Source organism: Acinetobacter sp. ANC 4779, assembly GCF_004331055.1.
Classification (GTDB): Bacteria; Pseudomonadota; Gammaproteobacteria; order Pseudomonadales; family Moraxellaceae; genus Acinetobacter.
The window spans coordinates 509,312-527,973 of the sequence record NZ_SJNU01000001.1 but is presented as its reverse complement, the minus strand read 5'-3'; the positions used below and the strand labels follow the sequence as shown (position 1 = coordinate 527,973).

17 protein-coding genes are annotated in these 18,662 nt (G+C 40.6%); 8 read left to right on the top strand and 9 right to left on the bottom strand.

The features are described from left to right. Positions 1–180 precede the first annotated feature (180 nt). Positions 181–1,062, top strand: a complete 882-nt coding sequence (locus E0H80_RS02550; RefSeq protein WP_131362824.1) for a metal-dependent hydrolase — start codon at positions 181–183, stop codon at positions 1,060–1,062. Positions 1,063–1,164: 102 nt separating this feature from the next. Continuing rightward, positions 1,165–1,623, top strand: coding sequence for a ribosomal protein S18-alanine N-acetyltransferase (rimI, locus tag E0H80_RS02545; protein ID WP_131362822.1), 459 nt, complete (start codon positions 1,165–1,167; stop codon positions 1,621–1,623). Positions 1,624–1,636: 13 nt separating this feature from the next. Here the strand turns inward: rimI and E0H80_RS02540 are convergent, their stop codons facing one another. The 3 genes from E0H80_RS02540 to trxB all read right to left on the bottom strand — a co-directional run bounded on the left by E0H80_RS02540 (position 1,637) and on the right by trxB (position 4,265). Continuing rightward, positions 1,637–2,452 carry an arginyltransferase gene (locus E0H80_RS02540; RefSeq protein WP_131362819.1) on the bottom strand — a complete coding sequence of 272 codons (816 nt, stop codon included), beginning with the start codon at positions 2,450–2,452 and terminating at the stop codon, positions 1,637–1,639. Between the two features lie 21 nt (positions 2,453–2,473). Next, positions 2,474–3,205 carry a leucyl/phenylalanyl-tRNA--protein transferase gene (gene aat / locus E0H80_RS02535; protein ID WP_131362817.1) on the bottom strand — a complete coding sequence of 244 codons (732 nt, stop codon included), beginning with the start codon at positions 3,203–3,205 and terminating at the stop codon, positions 2,474–2,476. Between the two features lie 103 nt (positions 3,206–3,308). Beyond that, positions 3,309–4,265, bottom strand: a complete 957-nt coding sequence (trxB, locus tag E0H80_RS02530) for a thioredoxin-disulfide reductase (protein ID WP_067862917.1) — start codon at positions 4,263–4,265, stop codon at positions 3,309–3,311. A gap of 286 nt (positions 4,266–4,551) precedes the next feature. On the opposite strand from trxB, the gene E0H80_RS02525 reads away from it, so the two are divergent. Together E0H80_RS02525 and E0H80_RS02520 are read left to right on the top strand one after the other, a co-directional pair. Beyond that, positions 4,552–7,605: a DNA translocase FtsK gene (locus tag E0H80_RS02525; RefSeq protein WP_131362815.1), complete on the top strand. Its 3,054-nt coding sequence runs from the start codon at positions 4,552–4,554 to the stop codon at positions 7,603–7,605. A gap of 150 nt (positions 7,606–7,755) precedes the next feature. Continuing rightward, complete coding sequence (locus E0H80_RS02520) at positions 7,756–8,658, top strand: AEC family transporter (protein WP_131362812.1); 903 nt, start codon at positions 7,756–7,758, stop codon at positions 8,656–8,658. A gap of 89 nt (positions 8,659–8,747) precedes the next feature. On the opposite strand, the gene E0H80_RS02515 is transcribed toward E0H80_RS02520, so the two are convergent. The 6 genes from E0H80_RS02515 to E0H80_RS02490 form a co-directional block, all read right to left on the bottom strand. Then, positions 8,748–9,035 (bottom strand): PA4642 family protein, encoded by a 288-nt coding sequence (locus E0H80_RS02515; RefSeq protein ID WP_131362810.1) that lies wholly within the window; start codon positions 9,033–9,035, stop codon positions 8,748–8,750. Between the two features lie 190 nt (positions 9,036–9,225). Continuing rightward, a complete protein-coding gene (gene minE / locus E0H80_RS02510) occupies positions 9,226–9,498 on the bottom strand; it encodes a cell division topological specificity factor MinE (protein ID WP_067862935.1) in 273 nt (90 codons plus the stop codon). Between the two features lie 3 nt (positions 9,499–9,501). Then, positions 9,502–10,314, bottom strand: a complete 813-nt coding sequence (minD, locus tag E0H80_RS02505; RefSeq protein ID WP_067862937.1) for a septum site-determining protein MinD — start codon at positions 10,312–10,314, stop codon at positions 9,502–9,504. A gap of 67 nt (positions 10,315–10,381) precedes the next feature. Further along, complete coding sequence (gene minC / locus E0H80_RS02500; RefSeq protein WP_131362807.1) at positions 10,382–11,116, bottom strand: septum site-determining protein MinC; 735 nt, start codon at positions 11,114–11,116, stop codon at positions 10,382–10,384. Between the two features lie 121 nt (positions 11,117–11,237). Beyond that, positions 11,238–12,290 (bottom strand): preprotein translocase subunit SecA, encoded by a 1,053-nt coding sequence (locus E0H80_RS02495; RefSeq protein ID WP_131362805.1) that lies wholly within the window; start codon positions 12,288–12,290, stop codon positions 11,238–11,240. A gap of 20 nt (positions 12,291–12,310) precedes the next feature. Continuing rightward, the gene (locus E0H80_RS02490; protein ID WP_131362803.1) at positions 12,311–13,234 is read right to left on the bottom strand and encodes an acyltransferase; all 924 of its coding nucleotides are present in this window, start codon (positions 13,232–13,234) and stop codon (positions 12,311–12,313) included. A gap of 248 nt (positions 13,235–13,482) precedes the next feature. On the opposite strand from E0H80_RS02490, the gene E0H80_RS02485 reads away from it, so the two are divergent. The 4 genes from E0H80_RS02485 to E0H80_RS02470 all read left to right on the top strand — a co-directional run bounded on the left by E0H80_RS02485 (position 13,483) and on the right by E0H80_RS02470 (position 18,657). After that, entirely contained in the window at positions 13,483–14,133 is a 651-nt protein-coding gene (locus E0H80_RS02485; protein WP_067862944.1) for an OmpA family protein, read from the top strand. A gap of 124 nt (positions 14,134–14,257) precedes the next feature. Continuing rightward, complete coding sequence (locus tag E0H80_RS02480) at positions 14,258–16,297, top strand: UvrD-helicase domain-containing protein (RefSeq protein WP_131362801.1); 2,040 nt, start codon at positions 14,258–14,260, stop codon at positions 16,295–16,297. Between the two features lie 35 nt (positions 16,298–16,332). Further along, entirely contained in the window at positions 16,333–16,785 is a 453-nt protein-coding gene (gene dut, locus E0H80_RS02475; protein WP_131362799.1) for a dUTP diphosphatase, read from the top strand. A gap of 447 nt (positions 16,786–17,232) precedes the next feature. After that, positions 17,233–18,657 (top strand): phosphomannomutase/phosphoglucomutase, encoded by a 1,425-nt coding sequence (locus E0H80_RS02470; RefSeq protein WP_131362796.1) that lies wholly within the window; start codon positions 17,233–17,235, stop codon positions 18,655–18,657. Positions 18,658–18,662 lie beyond the last annotated feature (5 nt).

The following is an 18,662-nucleotide window of genomic DNA, read 5'->3' as shown; positions in this document are numbered from 1 at the left end:
AGTGTTTTATTCCCTTGCGTCAAAATAAAGTAGCACTTTATTTCTCCTCATGTCCTTAACTGATATTTTCCTGACCTTATCTGCACTTATAGCAAATTTTTAAATACGTAATATAGGAATTAAGAAAAACAAACATAAGTGAATTGAGCAATATTATTTTGCTAGATAGGAGTAAGAGTCATGAATGCGAAGGTCAATATTACCAATCGTGCAGGTGCAAGCTTTCCTGTACGTCGAATGAATTTCGATTTTAATAATGTGCCAGAATACTGGATGAATGGCTCGGCAGGTCTTACCCATTTTATGACAGCATTATCTGCCTTGTTCCCAGCCGGTGAAAAATTTTTCATTGATAGTGTTCGAGCTGTTCGCCACCATCCTGCCATTAAAGATAATCAGGAATTACAAAAAGAAATCAGTGCCTTTATTGGTCAAGAAGCCATGCATACTCAAGAGCATGTCGGTTTTAATGCTTCAGCACAAAAGTATGGGCATGATATTGCTGCTTTAGAATCTAAAACAGATAGCGTGATTCAAACTTTCCGCACAATATTCGTAAAAATGGCAAAACCTGTAGGTATTACGCAGGAGATGATTGATTTAACTGCCACTACAGCACTGGAACATTTCACCGCCACAATTGCATCTGAACTGCTGCGTAATCCGCATATTCAAGATCTGATGACGGATAAAACCATGGCGACTATGTGGGCATGGCATGCAATTGAAGAAAACGAACATAAAGCGGTAGCCTATGATGTTTTTGAGGGCGTATTTGGCCGAGGTCTTAAAGCCTATATATTACGGACCAGCTCTTTAAGCTTAGCAATGGTCATTCTTTTTATCACTCAATCCTATTTTCTTGCACGCTTATTAAAAGAAGATAATCAGTTAAATCTGAACTCATTAAAAGAAATTTATGCTTATGCCTATAAGCCATCCCAAGGCATTATTGCTGGCATGGGTAAAGAAATGCTGGCTTATTTTAAACCAGGTTTTCATCCGAATGATTTAGATACTGTCAGTTTGCTGGAGACTTGGAAAGCTAAATTAGGTTTTTAAGCGGGATTAACTCTTTGGGCAATAAAAATTGCCCTTTTTTCTCGATTTTTTAGGCAAAGTTTCTATAATGCGAAGCTTCTGTTATTTAAAAGATGAACGAAGATGATTCGTTTAATGCAAAAAGCGGATGTAACTCGCATCACGCAAATTGAGCAATTAGTACAAAGCCATCCGTGGACCGCAAAACAGTTTGAAGAATCTATTGATTCTTATCTCAGTACCGTGATTGAGCAGCAGGGACAGGTGGTTGGTTTTTGTATCTTGCAACCCGTGTTAGATGAAGCCAATCTTTTACTGATGGCCATTCATCCGAGTCAGCAGGGTAAGGGATTAGGTTATCAATTGCTTGAAGCTTCAATTGCCCAATTGAAAAATAATCCGCTGCAAATTTTTTTAGAAGTGCGAGAAAGTAATCAAACAGCAGTTGCACTGTATGAAAAAGCCGGTTTTCATCAGATTGATTTACGTAGAAATTATTATCCCAATCCTGGTGGCTCACGTGAGCATGCCATTATTATGGTGAAATCATGCAGTGATGATTTTTCACAGCTTTTTAAATAGTTAATAATTAATGTTATTTAATAATTGGGTTATTCCATCCAGAAGGTAAGGTCGTCATGAGTGAGTTTCCCAATTGTTGGATTTCTTCTTGATTGAGCAAGCGATTTAAACGGCGCCATTGCCCGTCAATTAATAGCTCTAAAGGTACATATTGAGATTTGTAATTCATTTTATTGGAATGCGGAACCCAGTAGCCTAAATAAACATAAGGCAAATTTAAAGTTTGGGCGTGTTCAATTTGTTTAAGTACTGCAAATACACCCAATGAACGTCGACTTTCATCCGGATCAAAAAAGGTATAAACCGCAGAAACCCCATCATCTAAAGGATCACAACTTGAAACGCAAATAAGTTTGTCATCTTTCCAGAATTCGAGAAAAAAACTGTCCGTACAGCTATGTACTAAAAACTTTTCGAATTGATCTAAGCTAGGCGGGAACATATCGCCATCGGCATGACGCTCAATGATATAGCGTTCATACAAGGCATAATGAATTTCCGATGCATCAGCAGTACGGCTAATTTTAACGGTCAGGTCTTGATTGCGTTTCCATGCCTTTTTTTGCGTACTGTTCATGTGAAAATCAGCGACAGGGACGCGGCTAGACAAGCATTGACGGCATAAGTGACATTCAGGACGATAAACAAAATCGCCACTGCGACGAAAACCGACACGAGAAAGTTCAGATAGACTGACCACATCAATGCGATGTGCAGGATCTAGAAAGACCATCCGCGCTGATTTATTTTCCAGATAACTACAGCTATGCGGTGGGGTAATATAATACTGTAAATCATTCAATAGGGATTTTGGGTGATATGAATTCATGGCAAGATCCCTCTGTTATTTTCATTCAATTAATCGTGCGTGTTGCGCTATTGTTTTACTTGAAAATACACCCTCCTGATATTTTTTCCAATCTATAGCGGGCTGTTTCACAACATCTTGTAACGAATTAAGATACGCTTGGCGAGAAATTGTACAAGCACCCAGACTCAAAAGGTGATCATTAACCAGTTGACAGTCAACCCAAGGCAGATGATTGTCCTGACCCAGCAGCATTAAGGTATAAAAAGCCATTTTTGAAACATCGGTTTGAGTACTGAACATTGATTCACCAAAACAACCCTGTCCAATGGTCACACCATACAAACCGCCCACCACTTTGCCTTCATCCCATACCTCAATGCTATAGCCATAACCTGCATCAAATAATTGGCAGTACCCGTCAATAATATCCTCAGAAATCCAGGTCTCTTCTGCATAACTACGGGGTAGAGAGCAGCAACGAACCACGTGTTCAAAAGCATGATTAATTGTGATTTTATAATCAAATTTTTTCATGTTACGCACGAGAGATTTACTGGGATGGTAATCTTTGGGACGAATAATGCAGCGCGGTTCAGGGCTCCACCAGCAAATAGGTTCACCCTCACTAAACCATGGAAACAGACCGTGAGTATAAGCTTCAAAAAGTGTAGCAGGGGAGAGGTCGGCACCGATGCAAATGAGTCCCTGATCGTCGGGATCAGCTTCGATAGGATCGGGAAAAATGAATTCTGAGGGTGCTAAGGGGTGCATAGGATTCATCCTGAACGAGAACAGTAACTCGCGATAAGCGTTTATGATTTTTATCATATAAAAAAACCGCCCAGTGAAGGACGGTTTTTTTGTTTAGATAAAATTATTCACCTAAAGCATCGAGATATTTTTCAGCATCAAGTGCAGCCATACAGCCTGAACCTGCAGAAGTAATCGCTTGACGGTAAACGCTATCTGCAATATCACCTGCAGCAAATACACCAGCGACAGAAGCGGCAGTTGCATTGCCTGCAGTGCCACTGTGAACTTGAATATAACCATCACGCAGGTTCAACTGACCTTCAAACATGCCGCTATTTGGCTTATGACCAATGGCAACAAATAAGCCGGTGACTTCTACATCTTGTTTAGAGTCATCTTGAGTCGATTGCAGACGAACTGCAGTTACACCTGACTTGCTGTCACCCAGAACTTCATCGACTTGATGATTCCAGATGATGCTGATTTTGCCTTCTTTCTCTTTCTCGAAAAGATGATCTTGAAGAATTTTTTCGGAACGCAAAGAATCACGGCGGTGAACAAGTGTCACATGGGATGCAATATTTGAAAGATAAAGTGCTTCCTCAACAGCGGTATTACCACCGCCGACCACCATGACTTTCTGGTTTTTGTAGAAGAAACCATCACAGGTTGCACATGCGCTCACGCCTTGACCCATGAATGCAGCTTCAGATTCAAGACCTAGATACTGGGCTGTTGCACCTGTTGCAATAATCAGGGCGTCACAGGTGAACTCTTCCATATCGCCTTTTAAAACGAAGGGACGAACGCTTAAATCAACTTCATTGATATGGTCATAGACAATCTCTGTACCAAAGCGTTCAGCATGGGCTTGCATGCGTTCCATCAGTGCAGGACCTGTTAGACCTTCAGGGTCACCCGGCCAGTTGTCAACTTCAGTTGTCGTGGTCAGTTGACCGCCCAATTGTAAGCCTGCAATCAGCATTGGCTTTAAGTTGGCACGTGCAGCATATACAGCTGCGCTATAACCAGCAGGGCCTGAACCTAGAATAATCAAACGTGAGTGACGAGCGCTCATTCGCGGCATCCTTTTTTTATTTAGAAATTTGTGAAATTATACGTGAAACTTGATAACAGTTGTGTGCGTTCGATGTCGATATTATTGATCATTCAAATCGATTTGAGCTATATACAATAATAATGCAGTACTAGATACTGCATTCAGAGTATAGGCCGTTACAGCCTATACATAATATTGCATCTTTTTCCTTGGAACAGGTGCATAATATCGAGTTGAATTGCGAAACTATTTTGTCTTAGTTTCTTACAAAAACATGAATGAAAAATTGGTTACAGGACAGTATATGACTGCGGTGTCGAGTGCTTATGCACAGCGCTTAATAATGACATTATTTTTAGTCTCTTTTGGGATTTACTTATTCCTTGCAACAGTGACTTATACGCCTTTTGATCCAGGCTGGATGCATATTTCCAGTGATACACAGCAGGTATCGAATGCCAGCGGTGTGGCAGGTGCTTGGATTGCAGATTTACTGTTCGGTTTTTTAGGCTGGGCAAGTTTACTCATTCCAGTCTTTCTATTCGTTGAGGCGATACAGGTCTGGTGGCCGTATAGCTTTTTGAATAAACCTTTTCGCTATTCTGCACAGTTTTTTATTTTACTGGCGACAGCAAGTTTATTGTATTTATATTGGCAAGTGCCTGCCGACACTTTAGATAATTCTTCGGGTGGTATTATTGGTTATGAATTGGGAGAAAGTCTGTCGCAGATTTTAACCATTTATGGCGCAACCGTATTTCTGGTCATATTTTGGGTGGTTTTATTTACCCTGTCATTTGGTGTGAAGTGGAATAAAACCTGGGTCACACTCAAAGCTACACCCGCTTATTTACAAGACTTGTTTTATAGAAATGTTCCCGAAACTGAATCTGCATTTGATCGTACAACGCCTGAAGTTAAAAAGTCAGTTGCGAGTGCCAAGCAAAAAACTGTAGCAGAAAGCGTGACGCCTGCGCCAGAACATCGTGAAGTCCAAGAGACATCATCCGTAGTGCGAGATCAGGCTGCGGAACGCCTGTTCAACGATATGGTGGAAAAAGAACAATATGCGCAACAGCAACTCATTGACGCTGAAGATGAAGCGGAATTCGCACAAGTCTTGGAAAAAGCCCATCGTCTAGAAGAAAATACTCGACGCGTGGTTGCAACGGGTGAAGTTTGGCGTGCTTTAAACTCGGATGAAAATCAACAACATAAACAAGATATTGATGCTTTATTAAAAGCAGCAGAAGAATCTGAACTACATACGCCGCATGAACACTTTAAAGCCTTTGTTGATGAGCAGCCTGCATCAATCGCTACGCCACAGTCTAAACAGAATTTGGACTGGGATGATGATGAAATTTTTGATGAATTACTTGCCGCTGTTCCCCATGGAAAAACAGCGACGGATGTGCATACCCCATTTAATCATGTAGAGAGTGAATCTTTGCTATCCAGTGTTGAAGAAAAGATTGTAATTGCACCTACTCTAGCAGCTTCACCATCGATACATACGAGACCTAAGAATTCGGCTTTAGATGACGAGTTCGATGGACTAGATGATTTGCTGGTAGAAGATTTGTTGATTGATAAGGTTGAACAGACGGCCCCAGTTCGTACTACCAGCAGCTATGCCCAATCATCCGCATTTATCAGCGGTGCAATAAAAACCCAAATTCAGCAACCGATTATTTCAGAAGATGAAAAAGCTTTAATTTCATCAAATAAAGATGTGTTTCGTGAGGTTTGGCAGGAAACGGCAGGTAAACCCGTCGAGGTCGAGGAAGAAGAATTTGACTTCGATGCACCATTAACCGATGCCTCAGGTCGTCCGATGTCGCTTGCGATGCAAGTGGCGGCACGTCGTAAAGATTTGTCCCCATTACCGGGACTGGACTTACTCGATAAAGTCGACCCGAACAAGAAAGTCAATTTTACTGCGGAACAGTTAGCCCGATTATCTGAACTTTTAGAGATTAAACTGCAAGAGTTTAATGTTAAAGCCAAAGTGGTGGAAGCACAGCCGGGACCGGTAGTGACGCGTTTTGAGCTGGATTTGGCACCGGGTGTAAAAGCCTCTAAAGTGACCAATATTTCACGTGACTTGGCGCGTTCAATGTCAATGGCATCGGTGCGTGTGGTCGAAGTGATTCCGGGTAAACCGTATATCGGAATTGAAGTACCGAATAGCACACGTGAAATGGTGCGTCTGATCGAGTTATTAACTATTCCTGCGTTTACCGATCCAAACAGCATTCTTTCGGTGGCGATGGGTAAAGATATTTCGGGTAATCCGGTCATTGCTGACTTGGGTAAAGCGCCGCATATGCTGGTTGCAGGTACAACCGGTTCAGGTAAGTCGGTGGCAGTAAACTCGATGATTTTATCGATGCTATTGAAATATACCCCGGATCAGTTGCGTTTAATTTTGATTGACCCAAAACAGCTGGAGCTTGCCAACTATAACGATATTCCACATTTGCTTACGCCAGTCGTGACTGACATGAAAGATGCCGTCAATGCATTAAACTGGTGTGTCAATGAAATGGAACGTCGCTACAAGCTGATGTCTTATTTAAAAATCCGTAAACTCAGTGACTATAACCGCAAGGTTGAAGAAGCCATCGCCAATGGTGAAGACTTAATTGATCCGACCTGGAAAGCAAGTGACTCAGTTGTAGGAGAGCGTGCACCACGTTTAACGCCATTGCCATCGATTGTGATTGTGGCCGACGAATTTGCCGACATGATTATGCAAGTAGGTAAAAAAGCTGAAGAAATGATTACCCGTTTGGCGCAAAAATCTCGTGCAGCGGGTATTCACTTGTTACTTGCAACGCAGCGTCCATCGGTCGATGTCATCACCGGTTTGATTAAAGCCAATATTCCAACCCGCGTAGCTTTACGGGTAAACAGTAAAATTGACTCACGGACTATTCTGGATGCCAGCGGTGCAGAAGACTTACTCGGTCATGGTGACATGCTGTTCCTTGGACCAGGTAAAATTGAGCCTGAACGTGTTCATGGCGCTTTTATTTCCGATGATGAAGTCAACAATATCTGTGATGCATGGCGTGAACGTGCTGCTCCAAATTATGTCGATGAAATTCTGACGCCTTATGATGAGGAACCAACTTCACGTGGTTTTGAAGATGGTGATGGTGGCTCGGATCGGGATGCCTTATATGACCAGTGTGTGTCCTTTGTGCTGGAAACCCGCAAGGCTTCAACCTCGTCGTTACAGCGTAAGTTTAGCCTCGGTTATAACCGTGCTGCACGTATCATTGATCAGATGGAAGAAAATGGAATTGTCAGTAGCATGGGTGCCAACGGTAAACGTGAGATTTTAGTCTAAATTTTCATATTGAGTTTAAGGCCTGCTTATGCAGGCCTTTTTCTGGACATTTAAAATATCTATTTTTAAAGTTACATGAAGAAGCATCAAGGCGATAAAGATTATTGATCTGATGCAATGGAAATAAAATTTAGGGATGAAAAATAGAGAATGAATATGCTAATGGCTTTGTTTCCATTAATTATTTTAATTGCCATGGGTTATATCTTTAAAAGGGTGCAGTTTTTAACGGATGAATTTTGGCGTGGCGCTGAAAAACTGAATTATTTAATTTTATTTCCGGTATTACTTTTTAATAATCTTGCTTATATAAAACTGGAACTTGCAACCTTTACTCAGGTGCTATTAGCTCTATTTATTGTCATCATTATTAGTAGTTTAACGCTGTGGATAGCGAAAGCGTTATTTCATATCCCGGTCGCGCGTTTTGGTGTGTATGTACAAAGTCACATTCGTTTTAATACCTATATGGGTTTATCCATTATCTCATTGCTGTTCGGTGCTCAGGGCATGCAAATGTTTGCCATGATGATTGCGCTGACCATTCCTTTGGTCAATGTGATATCAGTGCTGGCTTTTTCCCAAGGGCAGGGTTTAAAACCGACACAAATTCTACTTTCTTTGATGAAAAACCCCTTGATTCTGGGCTGTGTGGTTGGAATTATTTTTAATCTGCTGCAACTGTCATTATTTTCTGGTGTGGAACAATTATTTAAGATTTTAGCCAGTATGAGTTTGCCATTGGGATTAATTTCTGTAGGCGCTGCCTTACAGTTTGCAGAATTGAAACATGCTTATTCAAGATTATTGTTAAATACTTTAGGGCGTTTAATACTAATGCCGTGTTTGGCTTATTTGATTTGTTATACATTAAATTTAAATCAGTTTGAAACCACGATATTGGTGGTCTTTTTTGCTTTGCCGACCGCCTCGGCTTCTTATATTTTAACCCGTTATTTTAATGGCGATAGCCAACTTATGGCGGGTGTAATTAGCTTGCAAACACTCTGCTTTGCAGTGACTTTTCCTGTGTTGATGCTATTGCTAACTTAATGCGATTGTCTTGGCTGCCTCATAAAAAAAGCCTGTCAGTATGATTTAAACAGACAGACTTTTTTATTTTTTAGCTATATTTTTATAAATTAGGCAAACTTAGCCAAAACTTCTAAGAAACCTTCGCTTTGACGAGGGTATTCAGCAATTACATCATGAATGCGTTGGCCTTCAGGATTGCTTGCATTGACATCACGACCATCGGCAACGAATTGCGTCAATAAGCGTTCATAGTCATTTGGACGCATATGCTTGAATGCGTGATAAAGCACGTGAAAATCGGCATTCACGCCTGCAGGAGGAAGCTGTGTTAAATAGGCAAATACACGCTCGTCTGACCATTCTTCATTGAACGTTGCTGGCTGAGATAATGCCATCGCAATCTCTCCTTGGTAAATTGAATAAAATAAAAAAAGGCAAAATATGCAGGACAAGGGAAAGTAGTTTTGCTTGCGCCTGCCAACTTGAAGCAACAGCTTCTCATCTTGCGGCTGGGCAATGACTACTTTGCTGATCCAGTCTCATATTTTGCCTTGATTCAATTTGCTTGACTAATCAGAATTCAGATTATCGCTCTTCAGGCAAATTGATATTCATTTCTAACATTTCGAGGTTTGCTTCAGAACGAACCGACATTTGAATATGCTGTTCATCCACACCACGAACATAACGATTGACCACCTGCATGATTTCTTTCTTCATTTGGTCAATTTTGTCTTGGCTTAAGCGTTTACTTAGACCTTGCTCAGAGGCAACAATTACTTTTAAGCGATCTTTAGCAGTTTGTGCGCTTGAAGGTTTATCATCGTTGCTGAATAACTTACTCCAGAATCCTGCCATTTCTTACGCTCCAAATAATCGTGCTAACCAACCCTTAGGTTTTACCGAAATGTGACGGTAAGGACGTTCTTCACCCAAAAAGCGTGCTACAAGGTCATCATAAGCCTGACCTGCTGCATCTTCAGTAAACAGAATCACCGGTTTACCTTCATTTGATGCTTGTAATACGCTTGGACACTCAGGAATCACACCCAGTGTTGGTACGCGTAAAATATCTTTAGAAATATCGTCAATCGTTAACATTTCCTGTTTATCAGCACGTTCTGGATTAAATCGTGTAATACACAAATGTTTACGGATACGACCTTCGTTTTGTTCTACTTTTTTGGTTTTGCTGTCGAGCATTCCAATAATACGGTCAGAGTCACGTACTGAAGAAATTTCAGGATTGGTCACAATGATCGCTTCATCAGCATGGTACATCGCCATGATTGCACCGCGCTCGATCCCCGCAGGTGAGTCACAAATAATGTAATCAAATTCTTGCGAAAGTTCATCCATTACACGTGCTACACCTTCATCTGTCAAGGCATCTTTATCACGGGTTTGTGATGCAGGAAGGATATATAAGTTCTCAATATCTTTATCGCGAATAAGCGCTTGTTGAAGACGAGCTTCGTTATTTAAAACATTCACAAAATCATAAACAACACGGCGTTCACAACCCATGATTAAATCTAGGTTACGTAACCCCACGTCAAAATCGATCACAACAGTTTTGTGACCACGAAGGGCTAAACCTGTTGCAAAAGATGCACTAGTCGTAGTTTTACCTACACCACCTTTGCCTGATGTTACGACAACAATTTTCGCCACCGAATCCACTCCTGTTATGGTTCAAATCCCCTTTTAGATATGGGGGCTTTTGGTGTTTATTTATACATTAAAATTCGAGAACTTCAAACATAAGTTCTTGTTGATCATTCAAGCAAATATGCACAGCTTTTTTGAGGACATGCTGTGGAATGTCATCTGCTACACAATATGTACCTGCAATCGATACCAGTTCTGCTTCTAGGGAATGACAGAAAATACGTGCTGCACCGTTCCCGCCTACGCCGGCGATGACTCTACCACGCGCGCTACCATAAATATGTATATTTCCTGAAGCAATGACTTCAGACCCACTATTAATGCCGGCATTGAGAATAATATCGCCATGATCTTGTACCAGACATTGACCGGTACGCAAAATTTCATCGTGATAAGAAGTCACATGACGAATCACTGGCTCGGGAATGTCTTCCACTACAGTTTCTTTTACCAGAGTGGCTTCTGATGCTGTAGAGGCAAGTTTGCTTTCAACCACCTGTTCTTTGGTGGGTTTCACTTGCTGCATTGGGCGGTCTGCAGGAATCACCGGAAATTGAATTGAGCGAGCCTGATCTGCCAGTAAACCTTCAGTTACCGCCATTGGTTGTACTTCCAGGCTGATCAATAACTGAATTAAGGCAATAAGTTCTTGTTCAACTGAACTTTCAATCACAACTAATGTACCCGGCGGAAATGCTTTTTGTAGCATTGGCGCGAGTTGCTGGCGGATTGCATCATGATCATTGGTGTCTAAGCTAATGCGAATCGCATTGACCATTCTGCCTTTTATCCGTATATCAGCCATAATTATTCCTTAATACTTCTGACTCATTCATTTTATGTCGAAGTGATGTTGTAAATAGAGCAAATCCTAGAACAAATTGAATGATTTCTCTAGCAACGTTTTAAATATTTTTATCTGATGATCATTCTTTAACTTGATCATGTTGTTCCAGCATTTGTTGCCATTGCTTTACTTTAACCTGTTGACGAATTGCTTCTAAGCTCTCAAAAACGGCAGACTCAACCAGTCTTTCAACATGGACATTATTTTCAAATTGTATTTGACTGATTCTATTTGAAATTTCTAAATAAGTCAGATTTTCTTTGTTTTTATTACTTTGAGCAAAAGGCTCAATCAGTCCTTGGGTAATGTTTTCACCCAAGCGTTGTCCAATACTTTGAATCTGTTGTTCGATCCGTCCGCCCACAATCGGAATTAGTCGTAATAATTGTGTTAATTCGGGCGTATCTTCAATGGCCTGATTGACAATGCTTCCAACATTTTTTGCAATGGTCACTCTTTGCGCTTGCAACTCTTTGCCCAACGATTCTTGTAAAATATCGGCAAGGGCCGTGGCGAACATTTCACGGTGATGGGCGACCAAATCTTCAATCAGTTTTTTATGCGTGGTACTGGTGGAAAGTTCATGTTTTATGCTGTCTAAAACAGTAATCACAATACGGCTGGTTAGTTCCTCGAGCACCACGTTATAATAAAATTTGGCACGCTTATACCAACTGTCAGGAATCACTTTATAGCCATGTTCATGCAGGTTGTAGGCGATTGATCCGGCACGTAATAAACGCAAAAAACGCAGTTGTGGAATAATGGAGAGAATTTCATACCAATGAATAAAAGGAAAGAAAAACCAACGCTTATGATGCTGGCCCAGGATGGCAATGCCCCAACGGATCAGCAGTTCAATCACCAAAAAACTGGTAAACCAACTTTCGGTAATAATCACCCAAGGGCGTAACTCTGTCCGATAAAACTGCAACAGTTCAGGAAGATGGATAAAGTTAAATAACCAGCCGCCAAAATCACTCATGAGAAGGGCGTTGGCACTTAAGCAGAACAAATTAATGATGATCAAAAGCATCATAAAAATGTCATAGCACAGTGCAACTTTCCAGCCCCAAGAGTCTTTTTTCACGAAATGAAAGGTTGGCTTGGCTATTTTCTCGTCTTGATTCATTTTCTTCCTTAAATAATTATTTATGCCTTTGCAGCCAAGTCTTGCTTCATGCGTTCAATTAGTTGATCTTTCTCAGTCCATAATTCATCGACCCATTGCTGAAAGTATTCACGATATTCAGCATCATCTTCATAGTTGCCGCTTAAAACCCAACTTGGAATATCAATTTTACGCAAATTGACTGCAATACGATTAACATCCCCCAACCAAAAATCACCGTAGCCTAGTGGGCCATCCGGATAAACAATGGTCATATCTACCAGAGCATCAATTTTATCACCTAAAATATTTAGGGCCAAAGCTAAGCCACCGGCTTTAGGTTTGAGGAGATGTTTATAGGGAGATTGCTGTGCGTCATGTTTCTCGGGGTTAAAACGTGTACCTTCTAGATAGTTCAGCAAGGTAAAAGGTTGACTCAATAATTGTTCACATGCTTTACGTGATTCTTCTAAATCACGTGTTTTAAGCTCAGGATTTCTAGAAATTTGTTCCTTGCTATGACGTTTCATCATGGGGAAACCCAAGATTTTAAAGGCTTGTCCAACGAAGGGAATAAAGATCAGTTCCCACTTGGTGAAAAAGCGGGTCAGGGGCATACGGGTTAAACCAAAATATTGATTTACAGTGGTATCAACCCAACTTTGATGGTTACAGGTCATCAGATAACGGCCCTGCATGCTCAGATCTAAATCGTCATCAATACTAATATCCCATTTTAAATGCGGTAACAGATGATCAATCAACCAGTTATTGACCCCGAGCCAACTGTTGGTAATTTGAATATTGGTTTCATCCACTTTACGTGATTTTTTAACCAATTTGGTCAATCCTAAGGCAAGCACAGGGGGGCCATGAAAAAACGTACTTCCGGTAATCACTGAGCCGACAGTTAATCCACGAGATAATTTTTTTAATATAGATTGCTTCTTGATTTGCGATGACATAGAAGAACGGTCCTAAAGATGAAGTCGTCTAATGTTTTTTTTCACCATTTAATATAAGTGTAGAATTTGAAATAAAAAAGTCTATTCATGCAACTATGTAGGAATTATGACCAAGATATCTTGCTCACCAGTATAAATTATTACAAAATGTAACTGAGGCATTTATTATTTACAAAAAATCAATGGTATGCCCATTTTTTTTAATCCATCATTCCACCATACGATAAAACACAAGAAGGAGGCATGCAATGCGTGCACTAGCAATTTCAGCAGTAGTAGGGGCAATGGTATTATCAGGTTGTTCAACAACGGGTAATAACTTAGGTGGCGTAGAATACGACAAAACAGCAATTGGCGCACTTGTAGGTGCTGCTGCTGGTTATGGTATTTCTAAAGGTAGTGCAAATTCGAGTGCACAAAACAACCGTGCAGCAGCAATTGGTGCTGTGTTAGGTGGTGCTACTGGTGTTTATCTTGATAATAAAGAGAAAAAACTTCGTCAACAAATGGCGGGTACTGGTGTAGACGTAAACCGTAATCCAGATGGTTCTGTTGGTCTAGTTATGCCGGGTAGCATTACTTTTGATACCAACAAATCAAATATCAAACCAAACTTCTATACGACTTTGAATAAAGTTGCACAAACTTTAACTGAAGATAACAAGAGCGGTATTTTGGTAACGGGTTATACCGATAGTACAGGTAATGACTCAATCAATATCCCATTGTCTCAAGCACGTGCGCAATCAGTAGCTAGCTACCTCGCTTCTCAAGGTGTTTCTACTTCACGTATCAATGCACAAGGTCAAGGTTCTGCGAATCCAATTGCAAGCAACTCAACTGCAGCAGGTCGTGAACAAAACCGTCGTGTAGAAATTAGCATCTACGCTATTCAATAAGTTTTATTGAATATATAAAACCACCTTCGGGTGGTTTTTTTATGAATGTCAAATCTGTATTTTAGGTTATGCAAGTTTGGCTTTGACGACTATAATCTAGCTCGAATCAAAACGAGGAAATACTATGTCGTCGGCAAGTCAACTCAATGACAAGCAACTTGAAGCCATGAAATATACTCAAGGACCCTTGTTAGTACTTGCAGGGGCAGGTTCAGGCAAAACATCCGTTATTACGCGAAAAGTCGCACATTTGGTGCAGAATTGCGGTATTCCTGCACATCGCATTACGGCCATGACCTTTACCAATAAAGCCGCACGTGAAATGAAAGAGCGTGTCGGAAAATTATTATCTCGTGAAGAAGCCAAAGGCCTTTCTGTTTCGACCTTCCATACTTTTGGTTTGAATTTACTTCGTTTAGAAATTAAACATACGCCATTAAAAAATAATTTTTCAATTTTAGATGCAGATGACTGCAAACGTATTCTGATGGATTTAATGCATCGTGATAATTTGTCCGGAGCAGAAAGTAAAGAGCTTATTGCCAAAGCAATGAGAATGATTTCGGAGTGGAAAAATGACCTAATTCCGCCCGAGCAAGCACATACTACCTGCGAGACAGCAGAAGACGTGCAATTTGCGCATTTGTATCAACTGTATGAGCGCAACTTGCGTGCCTATAATGCAGTGGATTTCGATGACTTGATCGTGATGCCGACCCGTTTATTGCAAGAAAATGCCGAAGTCCGCGATAAATGGCAAAACCGTGTTCGTTATCTGTTGGTCGATGAATATCAAGATACCAATACTGCGCAGTATATTTTGGTGAAATTGCTGGTTGGGGTGATGGGACAATTCACCGCTGTAGGGGATGATGACCAGTCGATCTACGCATGGCGTGGTGCCAAGCCAGAAAACATGGCTTTGTTGAAAGAAGACTTTCCGAATCTAAAAGTAATTAAACTCGAACAAAATTATCGTTCGACCAGTCGTATTTTGAAAGCAGCCAATACCGTCATTGGTCACAATCCACATATTTTTGATAAAAAGCTCTGGTCAGATAAAGGTCATGGCGATGTGATTCGTGTCATTACCTGCCGTAATGATGATGATGAAGCAGAACGCGTGGTCAAAGACGTCATCACGCATAAACTGATGAACGGTAAAAACTGGAAAGATTATGCGATTTTATATCGCGGTAATTTCCAGGCACGGGTTTTAGAAACCCAGCTACGCCAAATGCAAATTCCGTATAAATTGTCGGGTGGTCAGTCGTTCTTTGGGCGTGCTGAAATCAAAGACATCATGAGTTATTTGCGTATTATTATTAATCCGGAAGATGATAGTGCTTTCTTGCGGATTATTAATACACCTAAACGTGCAATTGGTCCGGTGACTTTAGAAAAGTTGGGCTTGTTTGCACAAGAAAATCATTTGTCGTTACTCACCGCGGCCGCTGATCAGCGTTTGACCATGGTGATGCCGAGAAAAGCCACTACTCAATTGGCAGAATTTGCCGATTTTATTGGTAACTTTACCCGTAACTTGCTTGAAGATGACGAGCCTGTGCCGATCATTCGTCAGATGATGCTTGAAGCCGGGTATATCGATTACATCAAAGAGCAGGCGGCAACACCTGCACAAGAAAAAACCAAGATCGATAACATTGAAATCTTGTACAGCAGCATTCAAAGCCTGATTAACCGCGCTGAAGATGTCGATGAGAAAAACATTGAAAGTGTGATTCGTAAAATGGTGTTGCTGGATATGCTAGAGCAGCAGAAGGAAGAGGAAGATACCGACAAGGTCAATTTACTGACCTTGCATGCTTCAAAAGGTCTTGAATTTCCTTATGTTTATCTGATTGGTCTGGAAGAAGAGTTATTACCGCATAAAAACTCGATTGCTTCAGAAACCGTTGAGGAAGAACGCCGTTTGATGTACGTGGGGATTACTCGAGCACGTCAAGGTTTAACCATTACGCTTGCCGAACAGCGTAAAAATGGCGGGCAAATGAAGCAAATGAAGCCAAGCCGGTTCCTCGATGAATTGCCTCAAGATGATTTGGACTGGTTAGGTCGCAAGAAAAAATTGGCAGGTAATATTGATCCAAAATTGCAAGCACAGCATTATCTCGAAAATTTACGTGCGCTGATTAAGCGTTAATACCCTATTTAAACCATGCGATTAGGAAAGAACAGATGAAAGTTCAAGTGAAAGTGCTCGATACACGTTTAGGCAGCCAGTGGCCTATGCCAACCTATGCGACTTCGGGTTCAGCAGGTTTAGACTTACGTGCTTGTGTAGAAGAAGCGACTGTCATTGAGCCCGGTCAAACTGTGCTGGTTAAAACAGGTTTGGCCATTTATATTGAAGATACCCACTTCGCAGGTTTGATTTTACCGCGTTCTGGCCTAGGTCATAAACACGGAATTGTTCTGGGTAACCTTGTAGGTTTAATCGATTCAGATTACCAAGGTGAATTGATGGTATCGGTTTGGAATCGTAGCCAAACCGCATTTACTTTAGAGCCGGGTGAACGTTTGGCGCAATATATACTGGTTCCTGTGGTGCATGCGGAATTTGAACAAGTGGAAGATTTTGTAGCGACAGAACGTGGTGCAGGCGGTTTTGGTCATACCGGTAAAGGCTAAACTGTAAATTTAGTTTAAAAAATTGAGAACCTGATAAATGAACAATAACATTGGTTTTTTATCAGGTTTTATTCTTTATTTCACTGTTTATTTCATAAAAGAATTCATAAACAAGGATTTACAATATTGGAATTAGAATGATTGCTTTTAATGCCTTTTTCATCTTTGGATGATTTTTGTTTTTATTTTGTAGATTATTTATTTTTAAATAAAAAATTGCTTGCTAAATATAGTTGTAAAATGGAATAAATGATCTGTTTTTCAATTGTGTATCCTCTCTCTTAAAAATATTTGTAAGACCTTTTACCATTGATAAAATATGAAATGCTTTTAAAATGCTAATCTTCTTCTTTAAGTAAGATGATGCAAGGCTTATGAAATCTAGCCTAATCCAGCATTCCATAAGATTTTCACTTTATGGACTACTTTTAAGTAGAAGAACTCATCATGAATTTAAAATATAAAAAATTTCCGGCACAAATTTTTCGTGCTTATGATATTCGTGGAAAAATATCATTTTTGACGCCTGAAGTTGTAAAAGCGATTGCCAATGGATTGGTGGTCCAATATCAGAAGATGGGACAGACTCAACTTGCCATTGGTTATGATGCGCGTTTAACCAGTCCAGCATATGCAGAAATTATTAGACAGGTGTGTGAAGAGAAAGGCTTGAATGCAACGATCATCGGTTGCTGTTCAACGCCAGTATTATATTTTATTGCGCGTCAATTTAATGGTAACGGGATCATGCTCACGGCAAGTCATAATCCAAAAACCGATAATGGAATTAAATGGATTATTCAGGGCCAACCTCCATGTCCTGAGATGATTCAACAGGTCGGCATAAATGCCAGTCGGGTTTTTGATCCCTCCGAAAAAGTAGGCATCAAACCTGTTCAGCATGAAGTTATTGTTGAATATTGCCTCGAATATCAGCAAGCACTGTTAAACGATATTCAGTTAAAGCGTCCTTTTAAAGTGGTACTGGATGGTTTAAATGGTTCGGCAGGGCGCTGTGCGGCATTGGTATTAAAAAAAATGGGCTGTGAGACCACGACTATTCGCTGTGAGGCGAATGGTGATTTTCCCGATCATGCGCCCGATCCTTCACAAGAAAAAAATCTGGTTGAATTGCGAAAAACGGTAATTGAACAGCAAGCTGATATCGGTATTGCACTGGATGGTGATGGTGATCGTCTGGTGTTAATAGATGAACATGGCACGATTATTTCAGCAGATCGATTACTGGCTTTATTTTCCGAGATGTGTTTGAAAACGCATCCCGGTCATGAAGTTGTTTATGATGTGAAGTGTTCGACCATGGTCAGGAATACGGTTCATCAATTAGGTGGACAGGCGAAAATGATTCGTACAGGCAGTTCTTTCTTGCGGACGTATATGTCGCAATCTAAAGGAAAGGCAGTCTTTGGTGGAGAATATGCAGGTCATTATGTGTTTAATGACGGGCGTGGTTTTGGCTATGATGATGGTTTATATGCAGCCTTGCGTGTGCTGGAATATTTGAGTCAAGAGCCTGGTTTAACCCTGTCAAAAGCATTGCAAGCCTATCCAGAGCGCAGTTGCACTGAAGACCTTTACATTAGTACCCATAGTGAAGACCCTGCAGCGGTATTACATGATGTTGAAGTTAAAAGTCAGAATTTGGGTGCACAATTAAGTAAAATTGATGGTGTACGACTTGATTTTGAAGATGGATTTGGCATTATTCGAGCATCGAATACCGGTGAATATTTTACAGTACGCTTTGATGCGGACAATCCTGTAAGATTAGACGCGATTCGACACACATTTGTTTCCATGTTAAGTGAACGATATCCTAAAATCGCACAAGACATTTTAGATGCTCAATAAGGAGA

Excerpts from the sequence above, each read along its gene's own strand:
- E0H80_RS02550 (WP_131362824.1), top strand. The coding sequence starts at position 181 with ATGAATGCGAAGGTCAATATTACCAATCGTGCAGGTGCAAGCTTTCCT.
- E0H80_RS02470 (WP_131362796.1), top strand. The coding sequence starts at position 17,233 with ATGAATTTAAAATATAAAAAATTTCCGGCACAAATTTTTCGTGCTTAT.
- E0H80_RS02485 (WP_067862944.1), top strand. The coding sequence starts at position 13,483 with ATGCGTGCACTAGCAATTTCAGCAGTAGTAGGGGCAATGGTATTATCA.
- E0H80_RS02495 (WP_131362805.1), bottom strand. The coding sequence starts at position 12,290 with ATGAATCAAGACGAGAAAATAGCCAAGCCAACCTTTCATTTCGTGAAA.
- minC (WP_131362807.1), bottom strand. The coding sequence starts at position 11,116 with ATGGCTGATATACGGATAAAAGGCAGAATGGTCAATGCGATTCGCATT.
- E0H80_RS02490 (WP_131362803.1), bottom strand. The coding sequence starts at position 13,234 with ATGTCATCGCAAATCAAGAAGCAATCTATATTAAAAAAATTATCTCGT.
- E0H80_RS02540 (WP_131362819.1), bottom strand. The coding sequence starts at position 2,452 with ATGAATTCATATCACCCAAAATCCCTATTGAATGATTTACAGTATTAT.
- dut (WP_131362799.1), top strand. The coding sequence starts at position 16,333 with ATGAAAGTTCAAGTGAAAGTGCTCGATACACGTTTAGGCAGCCAGTGG.
- E0H80_RS02480 (WP_131362801.1), top strand. The coding sequence starts at position 14,258 with ATGTCGTCGGCAAGTCAACTCAATGACAAGCAACTTGAAGCCATGAAA.
- E0H80_RS02525 (WP_131362815.1), top strand. The coding sequence starts at position 4,552 with ATGACTGCGGTGTCGAGTGCTTATGCACAGCGCTTAATAATGACATTA.
- E0H80_RS02520 (WP_131362812.1), top strand. The coding sequence starts at position 7,756 with ATGAATATGCTAATGGCTTTGTTTCCATTAATTATTTTAATTGCCATG.
- E0H80_RS02515 (WP_131362810.1), bottom strand. The coding sequence starts at position 9,035 with ATGGCATTATCTCAGCCAGCAACGTTCAATGAAGAATGGTCAGACGAG.
- minE (WP_067862935.1), bottom strand. The coding sequence starts at position 9,498 with ATGGCAGGATTCTGGAGTAAGTTATTCAGCAACGATGATAAACCTTCA.
- aat (WP_131362817.1), bottom strand. The coding sequence starts at position 3,205 with ATGCACCCCTTAGCACCCTCAGAATTCATTTTTCCCGATCCTATCGAA.
- rimI (WP_131362822.1), top strand. The coding sequence starts at position 1,165 with ATGATTCGTTTAATGCAAAAAGCGGATGTAACTCGCATCACGCAAATT.
- trxB (WP_067862917.1), bottom strand. The coding sequence starts at position 4,265 with ATGAGCGCTCGTCACTCACGTTTGATTATTCTAGGTTCAGGCCCTGCT.